This window comes from Acinetobacter sp. WCHA39, from assembly GCF_002165385.1.
Taxonomy (GTDB): Bacteria; Pseudomonadota; Gammaproteobacteria; order Pseudomonadales; family Moraxellaceae; genus Acinetobacter.
The window spans coordinates 1-18251 of sequence record NZ_NHRP01000036.1; the positions used below are offsets into that span (position 1 = coordinate 1).

Annotated in this window: 17 protein-coding genes and 1 pseudogene; 10 read left to right on the forward strand and 8 right to left on the reverse strand. The window is 36.6% G+C overall.

Annotated elements, in window-relative coordinates; translation table 11 throughout:
- Nucleotides 1–94 precede the first annotated feature (94 nt).
- Nucleotides 95–643, forward strand: coding sequence for a hypothetical protein (locus tag CDG56_RS14165; RefSeq protein ID WP_087548251.1), 549 nt, complete (start codon nt 95–97; stop codon nt 641–643).
- Nucleotides 644–726: 83 nt separating this feature from the next.
- On the opposite strand, the gene smpB is transcribed toward CDG56_RS14165, so the two are convergent.
- The 3 genes from smpB to CDG56_RS14180 form a co-directional block, all read right to left on the reverse strand.
- On the reverse strand, nt 727–1200 hold the full coding sequence (smpB, locus tag CDG56_RS14170; protein WP_005217924.1) for an SsrA-binding protein SmpB: 474 nt from the start codon (nt 1198–1200) through the stop codon (nt 727–729).
- Nucleotides 1201–1326: 126 nt separating this feature from the next.
- Entirely contained in the window at nt 1327–1521 is a 195-nt protein-coding gene (locus CDG56_RS14175) for a helix-turn-helix transcriptional regulator (RefSeq protein ID WP_087548252.1), read from the reverse strand.
- A gap of 126 nt (nt 1522–1647) precedes the next feature.
- Entirely contained in the window at nt 1648–1932 is a 285-nt protein-coding gene (locus tag CDG56_RS14180; protein ID WP_087548253.1) for a pyocin activator PrtN family protein, read from the reverse strand.
- 164 nt (nt 1933–2096) lie between these two features.
- Here CDG56_RS14180 and CDG56_RS14185 point away from each other — a divergent pair, with 164 nt between their 5' ends.
- Entirely contained in the window at nt 2097–3308 is a 1212-nt protein-coding gene (locus CDG56_RS14185) for a hypothetical protein (protein WP_087548254.1), read from the forward strand.
- Between the two features lie 96 nt (nt 3309–3404).
- On the opposite strand, the gene CDG56_RS14190 is transcribed toward CDG56_RS14185, so the two are convergent.
- A complete protein-coding gene (locus tag CDG56_RS14190) occupies nt 3405–4199 on the reverse strand; it encodes a hypothetical protein (protein WP_227519077.1) in 795 nt (264 codons plus the stop codon).
- A 718-nt stretch (nt 4200–4917) separates the two neighbouring features.
- Between CDG56_RS14190 and CDG56_RS14195 the strand changes: the two genes are divergently transcribed.
- Together CDG56_RS14195 and CDG56_RS14200 are read left to right on the forward strand one after the other, a co-directional pair.
- Nucleotides 4918–5796 (forward strand): inovirus-type Gp2 protein, encoded by an 879-nt coding sequence (locus CDG56_RS14195; RefSeq protein WP_087548256.1) that lies wholly within the window; start codon nt 4918–4920, stop codon nt 5794–5796.
- A 99-nt stretch (nt 5797–5895) separates the two neighbouring features.
- Nucleotides 5896–6168: a hypothetical protein gene (locus CDG56_RS14200; protein ID WP_087548257.1), complete on the forward strand. Its 273-nt coding sequence runs from the start codon at nt 5896–5898 to the stop codon at nt 6166–6168.
- 101 nt (nt 6169–6269) lie between these two features.
- Here the strand turns inward: CDG56_RS14200 and CDG56_RS14205 are convergent, their stop codons facing one another.
- The 3 genes from CDG56_RS14205 to CDG56_RS14220 form a co-directional block, all read right to left on the reverse strand.
- Nucleotides 6270–7004: a hypothetical protein gene (locus CDG56_RS14205; protein ID WP_087548258.1), complete on the reverse strand. Its 735-nt coding sequence runs from the start codon at nt 7002–7004 to the stop codon at nt 6270–6272.
- 88 nt (nt 7005–7092) lie between these two features.
- Nucleotides 7093–7728, reverse strand: a complete 636-nt coding sequence (locus CDG56_RS14210; protein WP_087548259.1) for a DUF805 domain-containing protein — start codon at nt 7726–7728, stop codon at nt 7093–7095.
- A 624-nt stretch (nt 7729–8352) separates the two neighbouring features.
- Nucleotides 8353–9144: an NYN domain-containing protein gene (locus CDG56_RS14220; protein ID WP_087548260.1), complete on the reverse strand. Its 792-nt coding sequence runs from the start codon at nt 9142–9144 to the stop codon at nt 8353–8355.
- 250 nt (nt 9145–9394) lie between these two features.
- Between CDG56_RS14220 and CDG56_RS14225 the strand changes: the two genes are divergently transcribed.
- The 4 genes from CDG56_RS14225 to CDG56_RS14240 all read left to right on the forward strand — a co-directional run bounded on the left by CDG56_RS14225 (nt 9395) and on the right by CDG56_RS14240 (nt 13027).
- Nucleotides 9395–10444, forward strand: a complete 1050-nt coding sequence (locus tag CDG56_RS14225) for a DUF932 domain-containing protein (protein ID WP_087548261.1) — start codon at nt 9395–9397, stop codon at nt 10442–10444.
- Between the two features lie 122 nt (nt 10445–10566).
- A complete protein-coding gene (locus CDG56_RS14230) occupies nt 10567–11679 on the forward strand; it encodes a YqaJ viral recombinase family protein (protein ID WP_087548262.1) in 1113 nt (370 codons plus the stop codon).
- Nucleotides 11680–11850: 171 nt separating this feature from the next.
- The gene (locus tag CDG56_RS14235) at nt 11851–12753 is read left to right on the forward strand and encodes a hydrolase or metal-binding protein (protein ID WP_087548263.1); all 903 of its coding nucleotides are present in this window, start codon (nt 11851–11853) and stop codon (nt 12751–12753) included.
- 118 nt (nt 12754–12871) lie between these two features.
- A complete protein-coding gene (locus tag CDG56_RS14240) occupies nt 12872–13027 on the forward strand; it encodes a helix-turn-helix transcriptional regulator (RefSeq protein WP_227519078.1) in 156 nt (51 codons plus the stop codon).
- A 206-nt stretch (nt 13028–13233) separates the two neighbouring features.
- Here the strand turns inward: CDG56_RS14240 and CDG56_RS14245 are convergent, their stop codons facing one another.
- Nucleotides 13234–13602 (reverse strand): hypothetical protein, encoded by a 369-nt coding sequence (locus CDG56_RS14245; protein ID WP_087548264.1) that lies wholly within the window; start codon nt 13600–13602, stop codon nt 13234–13236.
- Between the two features lie 186 nt (nt 13603–13788).
- On the opposite strand from CDG56_RS14245, the gene CDG56_RS14250 reads away from it, so the two are divergent.
- Complete coding sequence (locus CDG56_RS14250; RefSeq protein ID WP_087548265.1) at nt 13789–17727, forward strand: NACHT domain-containing protein; 3939 nt, start codon at nt 13789–13791, stop codon at nt 17725–17727.
- A gap of 311 nt (nt 17728–18038) precedes the next feature.
- A pseudogene (locus CDG56_RS14255) lies at nt 18039–18251 on the forward strand (hypothetical protein); the annotation flags it as partial.

Below are 18251 nucleotides of genomic sequence, written 5' to 3' on the forward strand. Positions count from 1 at the left end.
TAGGATTAAGATTCAATTTAATTGCTGGAATCTATAATTTAGAACTGAGTAAAAAATGACTTATGAAAGAAGTCTAATAGTTTTAGGTAATAATATGGAAACAGATCAAAATATTTATAATGTTGATACTTTTAGGGATAAATTGCGTATAGAGTTTTTAAGATATAAAAATAGGAAAAATAAAAATGGGCGAGCTGATCATAAGATGAATTTGATTGATCAAATCAGATTGAGTTCTTTTAAAATAAAGATAGATCTTAAAGAAATTCCATTATGTTATCGTATTTATATTCAACAAAATAGAATTTTTGAACAAGATGTATATGAATTATTTAAAGATGAAAGACAAGAGCATTATACGACAGTATTATATGAGTCATTAGCGCATGTATTGCAAAAACTACCTGAACTTGAGCAATTAATTGCACAATATGAGACGGAAAATATCATGTCACTGGATTCATATCGAGCCGAAAAAGTAAGCTTGGCACGAGAACTGGAAGAATATTTGCGTGAACTGAGTTCTGGTGCTGAATCAGCTTTTTTTGATGAAGAAATAAGTGTAGAAATATATGAAAAATTTACAAAAGTCATCAATAAGGGTTTTAAATTGTACGATTATTGGATTGATGCTCGTCTTTAGTAATGTGATAAAATAATAAAATAATTTTTAACGTATAAAAAAGCAACGCTTTCCAAATATGGAAAGCGTTCAAAATTATAAAATCACTTATGCAACATTCTCGCTTTATCACGTTGCCAATCACGATCTTTTTCAGTTGCACGTTTGTCGTGTAATTGCTTCCCTTTAACAAGTGCGATTTCTAGTTTAACCAAATGACCTTTCCAATAGCATGCTAAAGGTACACATGAATAGCCTTTTTGATTGACGGCACCCAAAAGTTTTTCTAGTTCGCGACGAGAAAGCAATAACTTACGTGTTCGTGTCGATTCAGGAACCACATGCGTTGATGCCGATAATAATGGCTGGATTTGTGAACCGAATAAGAAGGCTTCACCATTTTTAAAGATGACATAACTTTCAGAAAGCGTCATACGTCCAGCACGCAAGGACTTAACCTCCCAACCTTGGAGGGACATGCCTGCTTCAAATTTTTCTTCGATAAAGTAATCGTGACGTGCTCTTTTATTTTGAGCAATCGTGCCACCATTATGTTTTTTTACAACAATCTTATTCATCTCAACCTTTTGAAAAAGAATAATTAAATTCTATGGTTTTTCCGAGTTACCCGTTTTGTTACCCGTTTTAAAAGGCTCTTAATTTAAAAAGAAAGCCTGCGTTTAGCAGGCTATCATATCAGAATTTTACTTATGTTTTTCTACAACTTTTTTAACACTTGATTCGTGCCAAAAGACTTCTTTCTCGCTAACTCTGATTGGCTGTGGAATTTCACCTTTTTTAATCATTCGATAAAATTTGGTTCTGCCAATAGAAAGCAGTGTCATAAACTCTTTTGCTCGAACTCTACGATCAATATTAAAGTTATGTGTAACTCCCATCCTATGCTACCTCACTAATACTGATAATTACGAATATTGGTGAATTTGTTTTACTAGTAAAAGTTAATTCTTCGAAGGTGTTTGTAAATTTGCTCTCGAAAGTTGTAAACATGTCACTATCTCTACTTATGAAGTTTTGATTGTTTTTTGCATCGTGTTTTGGAAGATGGAGTGGCTCTGACGGTAAATCTCATCAAAGGCATTTGCAAGCTCTTCGAGACGGACAAAAAAAGGAGCTTTTTGGCTATCATCAAGGCGAAAACAGGCAAATGGGAATTTCTGCTGGCGAGCCTTTTCTAAAACCCTTTCCTTACATAGATGTGGATAAAACTCTTTGGTAATGTCTTCCAACTTGATGTGAGGAGTTCGATACTTTAAAAATAGGTAATCAATTGTCTTTAGCTCGTACATTGTGAGACTCCTATATTTGTACAATGACTTAACGTATGGCTTTGAAATATCTCGTCGCTACGTGAATATTTTTCAAGATCGCTTATGGAGCATTGTAAAAAATGGAAAGAGTGGCGAAAATTACAAAATTGGAACTCCTTTTTTTGACACTAGACTAATTATTTATGCCAAAGCTTAATGATGTTCAGAACACAGCTCTTGAGATTGTAGACTTCTTATACTTCTATGACCTAGTGTCACTTTCAACAATAACAACAGAGAAAGTAAGCATTTATGGGAAGCTAAATGATTTAGTTGGAAGATTGATTGCAGACAAGAGGCTAACTGGTCAGCAAGCTGAGGCGTATAGACACTATTTGTTATGTGGGGTGGAGATATTGGCTACCTATAACGTAGCTCATGAATGGGATTTACCTGAGTCATTAACAATAAGGCAGAAACACGAAGCCCGTAAATACATTAATAGACAGATGTTTGAAAAAGCATCAGATGGTCTAATGAATGAAATGAAACAAACAGAAATGCTTGATGACAGTTTTATTAAGGATGTCTATATGCTGACCCGAGAATCAGGCATAGCTCAAGCATCCTACGCAGTTAGTTTTAGGTTAGTCGCTCAAATGTTAACGTTTGATTTAGGTGGCAATATCGCCTGCCATGTCTATAGAAGGCTAATAAAATTAAAAATACTAAATAGTAGCAAAGATACATTGCAAGCTCACTATGATGAAATTGGTAATGAGCATGTCTTCTTGAGGGCATTATTATTTATCGAGTTTGAAATGCTGCGAAAGCGATTATATTGGAAGGTTGATGTTAAGAATTTAATCATGAAAGAGACACCTAATGATATTCCTGAAAGAGCTAAACTAAGAAGAGAAGCCTACTATCATAAATCTCAGGATCTTTTAAACAGCATAGGGGACTTCATTCGCATTCATAACAGTGTGGACGTAATGGATAGGCTGCAAGTACAAAACTACATTAAATCGATTGGTAAAGACCTATGCCATAATAGTATATTCTCAGACTTTAAAGGTACGTGGGTCAGTAGGTTTGGAACTTGGAATCTGATTGGTGAGAAAGAGTTCGAGCTTGATAATCCAATTTATGGGGCTGTGAAGAATGATGATAGCTGTAGCGCCAGAGCTGAAGAAATCATGCTTCAACAATATGGTTTTGTCATCTCTGCTAGGAGCGTAAAAGACAGTTATAACAGAATCAAAAATTTATACTTTTTCATTCGCGATTATGTTAACGAACATGTAAAGCAACCGAAACATGGTTTTATTGCTCCAGATATAGCAACTTTTTTTCATTACCATCCAGATTTATCCAAGAAGCTACTAGATGTGCTTGAAGAGATCAAAGGGTAGTTTCTATGTCACTAACGTTGTTTAGACATTTTAATGGACTGCTCCCTGTAATGGGTGGGAGAGACTCCTACCCATGAATGTACAAGCTTCAAGATTCTATACGGAGTAAAGATGATTGCCGCTATTGCCCATGCACTCTTTAGTGTAGCGCTCATTGATTAGGCTTTCTATCATCTTTTCTTTGGTAATATCATGCTTCTTCGCCAATATTTCTAAGCTAAGAAGAGCTTTATCGGTCAGATAGTAATGATGTTTTCGCCCCTTGTTTTTTTCTCTATGCCTTTTTTGATACCAAGCATTTGATAACTGAATTTTTATTGCTTTGTAGATGTTAGCATCTTTATCTAACAGGCTATCAAAGATAGCATTAATGACAATACTATACTCTTTGGGGGTCAACGGATTATAGCTGTTACTATTGTGCACTCTGCCGTTTTCCTTATCTTGATCCATATAGCCTTTAGCCCATAGGTAAAAACTATCACTATCGAAGTTTTTAAAGTGTAATGGTTGCTTGCTTATTATTTTGCTGAAGCTTGCTTCCAGATTATCAAGAGAGCGGTTAGATTCATAATAGTTGGGTAGCATGAATATCGTATAGAGGAACCTAAAATATTCATTATGTATTTCACTGAAAGTATTATATCGACTCTCATTATGTTTAATTTGGTTAAGTGCAAAATATAATAAGCGTTTGTTTTTCTCGTATTTTGAAAGGTCTCTTCCTCGTATTGATAGTGTGCTTAGAAAGGATTTTAAATTACTCATTAAATCGGAAGCTTCTCTTTCATTAATGTGATCACATAATCTTAAAGCCTTAGTCTTTATCTCATCAGTATTATTCAGAGTGTTTAAAGTCTGAATATCTAATTGGACTAAAGCTGTATCCATGTCCGGAATCTCTTGTCTAGTATGTCGTTCTTCATGTTTTTTATTAATTACATGTAGAACTCCGATCATATCTGTATCGGAACATTGTTTAATGAATTGTTTTAGTTCTTTCTGGGCTGTGTTGTGGTACATAGTCGATCTCTTTTACAGTAAGCTTTACATGCAGTTTAGCTAAATGTAGAAGGAGTTTTGGGGGTGTTTCTAGGGAGATTTCAGTTGATTTCCCATTATTTTTTTATAAGCTTCGAGTAGGGTATACTAGGGCGATACTATCAGTTTGTACAGGTAATCCCATGCCGAATTTCTGTAAGAGATGGGAGGAGTTGTGTTTGCTTTGTTGTTCTTTCTCCTATTCAATTTTAATGGAGATGAATATAACTGGCAAGGTGATTAGGCATCGGATAACTTGACATGAAGTAAGCAACTCATCATACAAGAAAAACTACCACTACATTATAAATGAATATATTGAACTATCGATCTTATATAGGAAATCGTATTACTTGTAGGTGGTATCGGCTAGGTGTAATGACATAGTTAATAGTTAATCTAACTCCATAACACCTCTACTTAAACAACTATGTTATCTATCTAATTCAAACCTACTTATTATCTTAAAGCATAATTCATACTACCTAAACATAATGTTAAAGCCTTTAGGTAATTAATTACACAGTAGTCACTTCATGTAGTCCTAAACAACTACAGGTAAGTGAACATGAAAGTTGAACCTAACCAAAAACAAATTAATGAAGCATCACTATTGATAGATATTGAAAGGTTTGTTCAATCAGGTATGGATTCAACACGACAACTCCGATCATTCTATCAAACCTTCTGCGACCTGCTTTTTGATTTCCATGAAATCTATAACCCTGACTTTAGCTACTCATGTTTAATCGATCAATTTTGTAATCTGTTGTATGACTATGATCTGAAATATGAAACATCAAGTTCCCTCTACAACCGTCTAAAGCAAACTTCATTTAGAGGCTGGCAAAGGTATTTCAATAGAGCTAGAGCTGACCATCTGAATGAAATTCGGCAGCATCGTTATAACGAAAGATTAAATGCTAATAAGTTAGAGGATCGGTTACGCGATTTGCAGAGGGAGTATTCTGCATTGTTAGTTGTACGAGTTGATTTAGCCTATACAGTCAGTCCTGATATCGAACAGATTGATCATGATTTAGAAAAACTACGTAGAAGAATAAATCGTTCTGAATATGGCGATGACGTATTACTTCTGGTATGGGCATTAGAGCAGGGGGAAAGGAAAGGCTACCATTGCCATGTGGCTTTAGTTTTTGATGAACGTAAGCGCACGAGTGCATGGAGTATAGCCAAAGCCGTAGGTGAATTTTGGGAAGATACTACGGGTGGTAAAGGAAGCTATTTTAATTGCCATGATCGTAGATACCTAAAACAATATGAAGAGAAGGGGATTGTTAGCATTGGAGTGATCTTTAGCAATTTACCTTATCAAGCAAATAAGATGCGTTCAACGCTATCTTATTTGGCACGGCCTGAAAAGGAACAATATCTCCGTGTGAAGAGCTCTAGGAGGATGCGTACCTTTGGTATGTCACAGCATTAATTGAAATCATAAACAGTTATATACCATCTAGATGAGAAACATCTTCTCTTTATTGGCTTATCTCCGTGGTAAGCCTTACTTATTCCAGAGGTATATCTTATGCAAGTCAATTGTCCATATTGCCATTCAGAGCATGTGATCCGTGTTGTGCAAAATAGCAGTTCACAGGGAAGCAATCAGAGTCTGGCATCATCAGCATCATTTGCCACGATGGGTGCAGCGTTATCAAAAACCTTGCCCGTATCTCCATTGGTTGGAGGGATTGCAGGAGCCGTAGTCGGTGGTTTGTTAGGTTCAGTATTTGGTTCTGCTTCAACTCAAAATGTGCAATCTCGTTTTCAATGCCAGCATTGTGGACAATCTTTTTACTAATGCAGAACACATAAACTAGGGAGGCGTTACCTCCCTAAACCATGCATCATGCTGACAATTCTTAAACTCATGTATTGAAGTAATTTAAATCATTCCGATACTTATGAACCAAACTTCCATTCCCCTTGATTGGTAGATACAACCACTTCAATAATTTTATTTCTACCACAGTTGCTTGTATCCACTGACATCATTTGTCCAAAACCAAGTCGTATCGGATTATTTATTTTTTGCAATAAAGGACAGTTGCCACGATTAACTGTGACATTTGAAATGGATACATCATCAACGAGTGATTGAATTTTGATCATTGTTATAAATGAGTGATGTGGATTTTGTTCTAATGCAATTTTAACTGGAGAGGTTGCAGGAATTGTCGAAGTGGTTTCATTTTGACTTGCAGGGGCATTGCCACGCTCAATGATATTAAAACACTCTTCGTTTAACGTAGATTCAATATCAGAGCTTCGCTTGCTCCATGATAGTTGTTGGCTATCGCAGCCATAGACATCATCCGATTGATTGTCTAAAAAACGGATGTTCCATGTATAAAGAAAAAGGTCTTCTGATTGCTGACGTAGGAACTTAACATTATCAACTGAAAAGGCGGTATAGCGATCAGGGTATTTCTGATCAAGAAGGTATTGCAAGGTCTCTTTACCATAGGTTGCAATATCATTTTTGCCTTGATCAATAAACTTTTGGGAGTCAGATGTATTGGCGTTAATAGCTTCTGTTTGAGCGCTATTTGATGATGCGTTTTCTGTAGATTCATTTTTAGTACAAGCTTGCATTAAACAAGCTGCCATTAAGGTAATGATAATTTTTTTATTCATGATGATTCCTAAAACGTGTACATGCATGGGCTGTGCAGGCATGGATGTACAGATTCTTATTTAGATACGGTGGAATGATTGTTATTGACTAGGCTTTAGGTGATTCACCATAGGCATTTGTTGTAGGTTCGCCTTCTTGAGCAGCCCAGAAGAGCAACAAAAGTATTCCTACAATCGGCACAAGTGCGATTAACATCCACCAACCTGAACGCCCAATGTCATGTAAACGTCTGACACTGACTGCAATATTGGGTATGAATGTGATTATCATGACGATGGTTGCGGCATCTTCACTGATAAAGCTAAAGGCTAGGCTCATCAGTACACAAAACAGCTCGAAATACCAAAACTCACTGCGTCTAGCACGGCCCTTAAAATCTGCAAACTTTTTAAAGCAGGTCAAAATGGCTTGTTGATAATCTGTAAGGATACTTTCAATGCTGTTGGTGGTTGCTTTTGTTGAATCATTTGGATTGCTATTAGCGAAAGTTGAAGAGGGTATTGGCGTTTTAGTTTGTTGTGGAGTTTTAGGTACAGTCATGAAATCAAGGTAGATACCTGTAGCTTGACCTTCAGTATTTACATCAAAGTCAACTTCATTGCCTCGAACAGGTGCTTGCTGTTCTTTCCATTCACTACCTACAAAGTTATAACGTTTTTGGTCATTACCCAGAATAATTCCCATATTGGTTTGAATCGTGAAATCTAAAATCTTGCCTTTCATATTCGTGTCCTTATTTTATGTATTGGAGAGATGTTAGACCTACAGGTAAATTGATCTTGATGAGTATTTACTGTCAGTGTTCAAACATGCTCAACCTCACAACACAAAGCAGCTTTTGTTCTTATTCACAGCGATAGTGAATCTCTTTTTTATGGCAGCACAAATCTGACCTGAATCAATAGATAGGGCTGAAAGCTGAAATTGTGATGTACCAAACGTCTTGTTATGAGTTGAGCGCTTTAATACTAAAAACCTGATAGCTCAATAATTTAGTGTTTTGGGTTTTATCAATGAAGGATAGGGCCGATGCCCGAAAATAAGAATAGAGATTAGTCATGGTTGACTCCTTTGGCTATAAAGAAGTTTCACCGCATCACTGTCAAATAATGGTGGCGAAACGAAAGAGGGTTGACAGACTGATAGCCAAAGGATCAGCACACCCGAAGGTGTCCCCCTCCCGTTCCGCCGCAGAGGGGACACGCAGGGTCGCCCACCAAAAAGATTAACCTTTTAGTGTGCTTTGGCTGAACGGTCTGTCAAAACCGACTGGCAATGTAGGCCAGCAAGTGAATGATAATGTTTGCTTTAGGGGACGTCAAATCACTTTAAATGTTAGATGGTGAGTTAGGTTGATTTATTATCAGTATTAGAAACCTTATTGTTTTTTAACTTTTTGAGGAACATTTGGCTGCCTTCTATTCTTGTTTCAAACAGATTGAGCATTTTTATTAAGCCTGAAAGTTTAGCTCGTCCATAATTACGAGAATCAAAATCAGGGCGAACGTTATTAATGTATTGACCCACTTCAGAGAGGTTGGCCCAGCCATTTTCATCTGAATTGTCTTTGACTGCCTTGTAAATTAAATTGAGAGTAGGGCGGTCGACTTGTTGTGAAGTATCCTTGTCTATGATGCTTTTAACATTATTATTTTCTTTTTCCACAATAGTGTCTTTGCTCTCAGTTAAAACTTTCTCTTCATCTGTTAAGTTTTCAACGTAGATGAACTTATCACACGCCTTTCTAAATGCTTCTGGTGTTTGCTTTCTGCCAAACCCATAAACCACAAGACCACTTTCTCTGATTCTTGAAGCTAATGGGGTGAAGTCGCTGTCACTAGAAATAATACAGAAACCATCTAAAGCACCGCTATACAAAAGATCCATTGCATCAATGATCAGTCCCATGTCGGTAGCATCTTTGCCGACAGTATAAGCAAACTGCTGTACTGGCGTTATTGCATTAGGCAAAAGAATATCTCGCCATTTATTTAGAACATCTTTACTCCAGTCTCCATAAACTCGTTTGACACTTGCAATACCATACTTGGCAATCTCTTCTAATATGGGACTAATTGAATTTACTGAAGAATTATCGGCATCAATTAATACAGCAAGTTTTTTAGTTTGGTGTTCCAATCTTATATCCCCTTAAGTTAATTTTGGCTTATTTGTACCCACTAATAATACTAAGTGTGAGCTAAGCTTTCTTAGAAATAAACAATACCAGAAATAGAATAAATTTCAGATATATACCATCTAAGTGAATGAATGCATTCACATGCATCTCAATGACTTCTCACTTTGGTCTGCTCCCCCAGCAGGCCTTTTTTTATGCACCAAATCTGAAATTGAAACAATTCAAGATTGATCTATTCAAGGAAAATTTATGGCACATTTAGTCGAAACAATGGCATTCGTTGGTCAAACACCTTGGCATGGTTTAGGTAATCAACTAACCCAAAATCAACCATTAGAAGTATGGGCACAACAAGCGGGTATGGATTGGCGAATTGAATCCTCCGATGTCAGCTATATGGCACAAAATGAACGTGGGCAAAGCATCATCTTGCCATTTGAAGAACAACGGGTTTTGTATCGATCAGATACCCATGCACCGCTATCGGTAGTGAGCCAACGTTTTCAGGAAGTTCAGCCAATGGAAATTCTACATTTCTACAAAGACCTGACTGAACAATCGGGCTTTAAATTGGAAACCGCAGGCGTACTCAAAGGCGGAAAGAAATTCTGGGCCTTAGCAAAAACAGGACAGACTTCAGCACTCAAGGGCAAAGATGTCAGTAATGGCTACATTTTATTGGCAACCGCTTGTGATGGAACTCTGGCAACTACCGCACAATTCACCAGCATTCGAGTCGTCTGCAACAACACTTTGGCGATTGCCTTGAAAGGACAGCAAGACAATGTTGGTGTGGTGAAAGTTCCACACAGTACCAAGTTTGATGCAGACAAAGTTAAACAGCAACTCGGTATTTCAGTGCGTGCATGGGATGAACACATGTATGAAATGAAACTACTGAGTCAGCGTAAAGTCACTCAACAGGAAGCAGCAGCCTACTTTGATGCGGTGTTTAACAATACCAATCTCAGTATGGCTGAACAGGATGAAAGCATTATTCAGTTTTATCGAAATGCAGCCATGCCGAATCAAACAAGCCCATCCAAAGCCGACAATAAAACTGAACCCAATGGACGTGCCATGTCAAAAGTGATGACCATGTTCAATGGACATGGGCGAGGGGCTGAACTTAGCTCAGCCAAGGATACTGCTTATGGATTGCTTTGTTCTATGACGGAGTTTGTTGATCATGAAAGACGTGCTATGAGCACAGATCATCGTTTAGATTCAGCTTGGTTTGGCGCAGGTGCAGCCATTAAACAACGTGCGTTAGAACAAGCCCTTAGACTAACTGCTTAAAGGATTTAGCCTAAGCAGAACATGATCACAATTGAATTTTACTGAGCTGCATCTTTGGATGCAGCTTTTTTATGCCGCCAATTCCATTTTTACCCGACTTTAATATTAATGCAGGAATAATCATGAACTCGAATATCCAGATTCAAAACACTTTGAACAATCCACCGCTACAACATTATTTACCCAACATTAACCCATCCATCCAGCCTGTTGAGATTGGAACAAGAAGCAAACGAACATCTAGAAAAACCAAAGCACCCGCAGCGAAACGCCTAGCCAACACTAAACAGTTAAATTACCAACAATGGTTAGAAGTCAGAAAACAGGGTATTGGCAGCAGTGATGCAGCAACCGCTTGTGGACTCAATCCCTATATGTCAATGCTAGAACTTTGGATGATCAAGACAGGACGGATGCAACAAAACATCGAAGATGAAAGCGCAGGCTATGCACCTTTATATTGGGGGAAACAGTTAGAACCCTTGGTGGCGGAATACTACAGCATGCACACCAATCACAAAGTTCGTCGAGTGAATGCCGTGCTGCAACACCCAGATGACGACAAACACTTTATGTTGGCGAATTTAGATTATGCCGTGGTGGGCAATGACGAAGTTCAGATTTTAGAGTGTAAAACCGTAGGTGAATATGGTGCAAAGTTATGGCGAGACGGTGTGCCTTTATATGTGCTGTGTCAGGTACAACATCAGTTAGCCGTGACAGGTAAGCAGGCAGCGCATATCTGTACCTTGATATGTGGGCATGAAACTAAAATCTTTAAAGTCACACGTAATGAAACTGTGATCCAGCACATCATTAAGGCTGAACGTCACTTTTGGCAATGTGTTGAGTCGGGTATTCCACCCAGTGTCGATGCTTCTGATTCAGCAGCCAAAGCTTTACAACAGCTTTACCCAGAACAGATTCCATTATTGGTGGAAGACCTTACTCAAAATGAACAAGCCAACTACCTATTTAATCAGTTGCTTGAGGAACGACATAAAGTTGAACAACACCAACAGTATTTTGATGAGTTAAAACATCAATTACAGATGCTGATGAAAGATGCAGAGCGAGCGGTATTTACAGGCGGTTCTGTCACTTGGAAGAAATCACAAGACTCAACGACCTTAAACAGCAAAGCTTTACTGAAACAGCATCCTGAATATCTACAGCAATTTCCACAAATCAAAGCAGGAACACGAAGATTTCAGATATATCCGAATGGTGGATAAAGTGACTTAAAAATTCCTCCAAATTCAAAAACGACAAAAGCCGCCCCTGTTCTTCCCGAGGGAAGAACAATATGGACGGGCTTTTGCTGATCGATCACATCAATTTATTCAATATTTCCAACGTTTCACATAAAGCAGTGAATCAGTAAGAAAATACGAGAGGACATTATCATGATTAAAGGTTTAGCAATTACTCCGCCCGTTTTAGGCCGTATCAGCATCGGCAAGATCGTAGAAAAGAACGGCAAACGGCTGCCTGAAAAGGATGACCAATTTACTATTACTAGCCAAATCCAAAACAAAGATGGCTGGGTCAAACATCCCTTAGATGAACAACTACGTGCTAAAGCACCAAATCAGAATCAAAAATTGAGAAGCATTCCAGTCCGTATGATCTTTAACGATCCTGAGCTAAATCTAAGGGCAGAGTACAGCCTATTTGATCGTCAGACTGGACGCTTGATCTGCTCAGGTAATGGAGAAACTTGTCAGCGATTGGGACAAAATGGGATTGAACAACATCCATGTCCATCCCCTGACTTATGTCCACTGGCACAAGGTGGGCTGTGCAAACCCTATGGCAGACTCTATGTGAATTTGGATGAGTCGGATGAATTTGGCACATTCATCTTTAGAACCACAGGCTTTAACAGTATTCGGACACTGGCAGCACGGCTAAGTTATTACCATGCAGCTTCAGGTGATTTGCTTTCATGCTTGCCATTGCAACTGACTTTAAGAGGTAAAAGCACTACACAAAGTTATCGTACCCCGATCTATTACGTGGACTTGACCTTACGTGATGGAGTGAACTTAAGTGAAGCCATTGCTTCAGCTAAACAGATGGATGAACAAAGCAAGGCAGCAGGGTTTTATCAGGAGGCGTTAGATCATGTGGCACGGCAGGGTTATGGTAATGCCAGTTTTGAAGTGGGTGGAGAAGAGGGGTTGGATATTGTTGAGGAGTTTTATACAGATGAACCCAAACAAGAATCATCTCAGTCATTACATAACCTGAGTCATGTGCAGGATATTCAGAAGGGGTTGCAGCAGTCGGTTCAATCGGTGAATTGATTGGATGAAAGCAGAATGTTTTTTCTTACGGCGGGCACTATTATTTGAGCGTAATTGCGCTCGCATTGCTGATAGGGAGAAAAACATCATGAATGCGTTCACAGGTCAAACTTTTTAAATGAATCAACTTATTAGTATTAAAAAGGTTATAGACTTTACAGGTGTAAGTCGTTCGACAATATATGAAATGATGGATAAAAAATCGCCTTACTATGATCCAACGTTTCCTAAGAAAATCACGATCTCGCAAAAACGTATTGCTAGGTCAGCTTAGGAAATTCATCAATAGATTGAAGCTAAGTTAGCTAATCGTGAGTAGGGGAGCTTCTGCTCCCTATTTTTTAATTGAAATATTTTTTGGATGAAAATATCTAAAATAAAGCTCTATCACAAAGCCAGTTTTGAAGTGAGAAGTGAAGTAGCACAGGACATTATTGAGGAGTTTTATCCTTGTTCTGTTATTTATTTTAGTTGTAGACCTTATGTTCCCAGCATAGATTTAATATATTGTTTTTCAGGAAAAACAATATAACTTGCATCAGAATTCATTTTTTTTTGAAGATATGCTGGTAGAACATATTTTTCTAACTTTGCAGAACTAAAAAAACTTTGAATTGTATTAAATGGAATGACACGTTCTACAAATGATTCTGACCAAATAACTAAATTACTATCTGAAAAGCCAGTGTTCCAAACAAGATGAATATGTTTGTTATCGTCTTGTTGAAGGCAACGTTCTATTTCAAGAATAATATCTATTCTTTCAATATGAGTTAGGTTCTGGGCTCTGAAACTTAATAAAATATATAAATCAGGAGGCATTGAGAGGGTAAAGAGATGAGAAGACATAATTTACATAAATTCAAAAGACTAGATTGAAAATATCTTACTATGGTACAGGGGAGTGTTCATCAAGACAGATTTTTTGAACGTCATTTTGTGACGTTTGAGAAAATCCTAATTAAATAACTTTTTAGCTAAGGTATGATTATAGTATCAATTAAAAAATTATTAGTATTCGGTATTTGCAGATAAATGATTAAAAGAACCTTGTGGTATCAAGTTGAAAAAGAGTATTTGCCAGTAACTCAAGAAGATTTACCTAATATGGATAACTCCTTAGTTATTTTAGGAGAGGCAGGTATGGGAAAATCTTGCCTGCTTGAGTGGTTAGGAAGCTTGGATAATTTTGCATATTGTACTGCTCGACAGTTACTCCATCGTCATAAACCTAATACTTTGTTAAATAATAAAAAAGTTCTTGTAATCGATGCTTTGGATGAATTGAGTTCATCTAAGGATGGAGATGGTATCGATTTAGTTTTACAAAAATTGGGAGAACTTGATTATCCACAGTTTGTTTTGTCTTGTCGTGTAGCAGATTGGCGTAGTGCTACTGGTATAGTAGCAATTAAAGAACAATATAATATTGAACCACTAGAACTTCATTTAAATCCTTTCTCTCAAAGTGATATGCATGATTTCTTAAGTGAAAAAATAGGAAATGAGCAAGCGCTGAATGTTGTGAACCATTTTGTGAACCTCGGCTTAGAAGGGCTATTGGGTAATCCACAAACATTAAATTTGATTTCAGAAGTTGCTAGATCGACTCAACTACCTGAGACATTAACTCACCTATTCGATCAAGCAGTTAATTTATTAAGAATTGAACATTCTGAACAGAAGAAAGAAAGACAACTATCCAAAGAAACTGAACTTGAAGTAGCAGGAGCTGCGTTTGGAGTTTTAATACTGTCAGCAAATGAAGCTATTACTAGGAAGCCTCTTCACAAAGTTGATGATGGGGAATTGCCAATCAGTGAAATAAAAAGTCTTACAAATGGGCAGTATATTGAAAATGTAATAGGTTCTCGCTTATTTAAAGCGAATGGTGTTGAACGCTTTACCTACCTACATCGTAGAGTAGGAGAGTTTTTAGGTGCTAAATGGCTAATTAAACATGCAAATACCAGCCGTAAAAGAAAACGTCTTTTATCTTTTTTTCATGCATATGAGCTTGTTCCTGCAAATTTACGTGGTATGCACGCATGGTTAATTATGGAACCTACTTTAGCTTCCGATGTAATTAAATTCGATCCAATTGGAATATTAGAGTATGGGGATGTCGATAATCTTTCAATAGAGCAAGCTAAAGTTTTATTGTCTAGTATAGAAAACTTAGCGGAAAATAATCCTAGGTTTTATAAACGAAATAGTTATCAGATTCGGGCTTTCACCACACCAGTTATTTTAAGCCAAATTAAAGATATTCTTTTAAATTATGAGATTTCTTTTACGTTTAGAATTTTTTTACTTGAATCTATTCAGTCATTTCAATTGCCAGCTTATTTTATTGAAGTATTAAAGAAGTTAGTTTTAGAGACTCAGGTAGAATATGCGATTCGTAAAGCTGCTGGTGAAACATTAGCAATTCAAAAGCAACTAATTGTTTGGGAGGATATCTATCTTACTCTCTCTAAATTTAATGATGAATCATCATTTCGACTAGCTTTAGAGCTACTACAAGATATTGGATATAACAGAATTGATAGTAAGCTAATAGCCACTTTAGCTTTTTTATACTTAAAAACTGAAGAAACTGTTTCGGGACCACTTTGGTTCATCGAAATTGATTTACCTGATGGTCAAATAGAAAATTTTCTTGATACTTTTGTAGAACATTTAAAGTCAGAAGAAAAAAAATTTCAACATGATGAAAGATATGAAATAAAGAATCTTCTATCTCATTTAATATTAAGAGTTCTTAATTTTAAAGAAATTTTAATTGAAAAATTATGGGGATGGCTTGAGGTATTTGATTATAGCTACGGTTATTATCATGAAAAAATAAAAGAAGTAGAAAACTTTTTCCGAAACAATGACTTATTAAGACAAAAAATACAGAGCTTTGTGCTTCTTGAACTTACTAATGAGAAACTTATAGGACATCTATCTAGAGATCTTTCACAAGCATCATTAGGCCTTATACCGAATGAAAATGATATTATTTTATTATTAGAGAATATGTATTTAACTAATCCTAGGGATGAGCGTTGGAAAGAAATTGTTCAGTTAGTGCGGCATGATAGCGAGATAGGTCAGAGGGTTCGTAACGTAGCTCTACCTTTTACTAGGGGTAATGTAAAAGATAAACTATGGTTAGAGCAAATTTCTATTAGAAAATTGGATAATTGGGCAATTAAAGAAGATTTGCGTACACAAAAACGAGAAAAGAAAAAACAAGAACAGCAAGCTGAACAACAGAAATTTTATCATCAAAATAGCGAACTATTACGTAATGGTAATTATGAGGTCATTTTGGCTCCAGCAAAAGCATATTTAAAAATGTTTAGTGATATCGATAGTAAACCCGCGCCTCACCAATGTATTGCAGCATGGCTAGGGGATGAAATATCAAATATTTGTATGGAAGGATTTGAAAACTTTCTAACGAATAGTGCACCAAAAGTAAATGCTGAAGATATTCTGGAAATTAGAAAAGAAGGTAGGGTTTATAATGAATGCTTTATCCTCATTGTAGCATTAGCAGAGCGTGTTCGGAAAAATATTGGTTTGAGTGATTTGCCTAATGAGCGCTTATTTGCTGGTTATTTTACATTAATGAATCGTCGATATGACCAAGATGTGAAAATTCCTGAAGTATTCGAAGAAATTGAAAATGAATTGCTAATACGTGGACGTTTAGAAGAAGCACTACAATTATTTTATGAACCATTATTTCAAAGTAGATTTACTCATATTCAGGGTTTAACTAATATTCTGAGTGGAGTGAAGTATAAAAATTTCAATATTGAATTAGCTAAAAGATGGATGAAGCAATTCCCATTGATTGCACTTAAGCCAGAATCAGAATTAATAGATAGTTTGCTTTATGCAGGCCAGTTTGATTTTCTCAAAAAATTTCTATCACAACGTATAAACCTTGAAAATATTGAACAGAAGAAAAATTGGATTGGTATAGGCTTAATTATAGATTTTGAAGAAACGATAAAACAATTTCAGAGAGAGTTATCTGATAGAGATTTTATTTGGACTATTAGAGATAGATTAAATGGAAGATATCGAGAAAATAAAGCTAATCTTCAACTAAGTGTCAATTTTTTAGAATGGATAATGACTACATTTCGGACTGTATATCCTAATGCAGGTCATCCTATGGGAGTGTATTCAGGGGATAGGCAACCTTGGGATGCTGCTGACTTCCTTAAGGGGATTGTTGCCCAGTTAGCTAAAAATCCTAGTGATGAAGCTTCTAGAGCATTAGAGCGACTTAAGAATGCAGAGCAAGATAGTTATACAGATTTAATTAAGACTTTACAGTATGAACAAAAACAAATACGAGTTGAGAGTTTATATACGCCTCCAACAATTGAACAAATTAAAGCAATTTCAGAAGATTTACCCCCTCAGTCTATCTCTGATTTACAAGCTTTTATTCTAGAAGAACTAGCTGTAGTTCAATCCAAAATCAGAAGTGATGATGCAGAGTCTTGGCGTGGTTTTTATGATGATAATACTAAACCATATAAAGAAGAGCGCTGTCGAGATCATTTGATAGGATTGCTTCGACAAGGAAGTAACGAAGTAGTTTATGAGGTGGAAGTTCATGAAGCTAATGATAAAGAAGCTGATATAGGATGCACTGTAGGGCAACTACGTTTACCAATTGAAGTGAAAGGGCAATGGCATCCTGAATTGTGGACAGGTGCTGATAATCAGCTCAATAAACTATATGCAGAAGACTGGCGTGCCGAGGGTAGAGGAATCTATCTTGTGCTCTGGTTTGGCTTAAGGACTGACAATAAGAAGTTAAAAAGCCGAGGTAGGGGAAAACTTAACCCTACTACCGCTGATCAGTTAAAGGAAATGTTGATTGAAAGTAGCCAAGCAGCAAAAACTGGTCAAATTGAAATCATTGTAATAGATATAGCGAGAGTGAATGGTGAAGATTAAATTTAAAGTATTTAATATTTATTTATCAATAACTTAATTTTAAAATCGTACTAACACAGTATTGGGTAAATTACATTTTTTATGAACAAAAAATTATATAAAACAGATGGTTATTTATTTGGTTCAACTGACGCAACCTTCACCTAAATATTACTAGAGATCATTCAATCTGAAATAAAAAACGATTAATTAAATCGTAGGTTTGCCGCCAATTTAGATGAAATATCTAAATTAAAGAGCTTTATCACTCTTACCTTGATCTTTGCCTGCTGGCACAAGATAGATGTACAACTCTATGAGTGATTATTTAGAGTTATCGTACCCCGATCTATTACGTGGACTTGACCTTACGTGATGGAGTGAACTTAAGTGAAGCCATTACTTCAGCTAAACAGATGGATGAAAAAAGCAAGGCAGCAGGGTTTTATCAGGAGGCGTTAGATCATGTGGCACGGCAGGGTTATGGTAATGCCAGTTTTGAAGTGGGTGGAGAAGAGGGGTTGGATATTGTTGAGGAGTTTTAC

Excerpts from the sequence above, each read along its gene's own strand:
- CDG56_RS14165 (WP_087548251.1), top strand. The coding sequence starts at position 95 with ATGGAAACAGATCAAAATATTTATAATGTTGATACTTTTAGGGATAAA.
- smpB (WP_005217924.1), bottom strand. The coding sequence starts at position 1,200 with ATGAATAAGATTGTTGTAAAAAAACATAATGGTGGCACGATTGCTCAA.
- CDG56_RS14175 (WP_087548252.1), bottom strand. The coding sequence starts at position 1,521 with ATGGGAGTTACACATAACTTTAATATTGATCGTAGAGTTCGAGCAAAA.
- CDG56_RS14180 (WP_087548253.1), bottom strand. The coding sequence starts at position 1,932 with ATGTACGAGCTAAAGACAATTGATTACCTATTTTTAAAGTATCGAACT.
- CDG56_RS14185 (WP_087548254.1), top strand. The coding sequence starts at position 2,097 with ATGCCAAAGCTTAATGATGTTCAGAACACAGCTCTTGAGATTGTAGAC.
- CDG56_RS14190 (WP_227519077.1), bottom strand. The coding sequence starts at position 4,199 with ATGGATACAGCTTTAGTCCAATTAGATATTCAGACTTTAAACACTCTG.
- CDG56_RS14195 (WP_087548256.1), top strand. The coding sequence starts at position 4,918 with ATGAAAGTTGAACCTAACCAAAAACAAATTAATGAAGCATCACTATTG.
- CDG56_RS14200 (WP_087548257.1), top strand. The coding sequence starts at position 5,896 with ATGCAAGTCAATTGTCCATATTGCCATTCAGAGCATGTGATCCGTGTT.
- CDG56_RS14205 (WP_087548258.1), bottom strand. The coding sequence starts at position 7,004 with ATGAATAAAAAAATTATCATTACCTTAATGGCAGCTTGTTTAATGCAA.
- CDG56_RS14210 (WP_087548259.1), bottom strand. The coding sequence starts at position 7,728 with ATGAAAGGCAAGATTTTAGATTTCACGATTCAAACCAATATGGGAATT.
- CDG56_RS14225 (WP_087548261.1), top strand. The coding sequence starts at position 9,395 with ATGGCACATTTAGTCGAAACAATGGCATTCGTTGGTCAAACACCTTGG.
- CDG56_RS14230 (WP_087548262.1), top strand. The coding sequence starts at position 10,567 with ATGAACTCGAATATCCAGATTCAAAACACTTTGAACAATCCACCGCTA.
- CDG56_RS14235 (WP_087548263.1), top strand. The coding sequence starts at position 11,851 with ATGATTAAAGGTTTAGCAATTACTCCGCCCGTTTTAGGCCGTATCAGC.
- CDG56_RS14240 (WP_227519078.1), top strand. The coding sequence starts at position 12,872 with ATGAATCAACTTATTAGTATTAAAAAGGTTATAGACTTTACAGGTGTA.
- CDG56_RS14245 (WP_087548264.1), bottom strand. The coding sequence starts at position 13,602 with ATGTCTTCTCATCTCTTTACCCTCTCAATGCCTCCTGATTTATATATT.
- CDG56_RS14250 (WP_087548265.1), top strand. The coding sequence starts at position 13,789 with ATGATTAAAAGAACCTTGTGGTATCAAGTTGAAAAAGAGTATTTGCCA.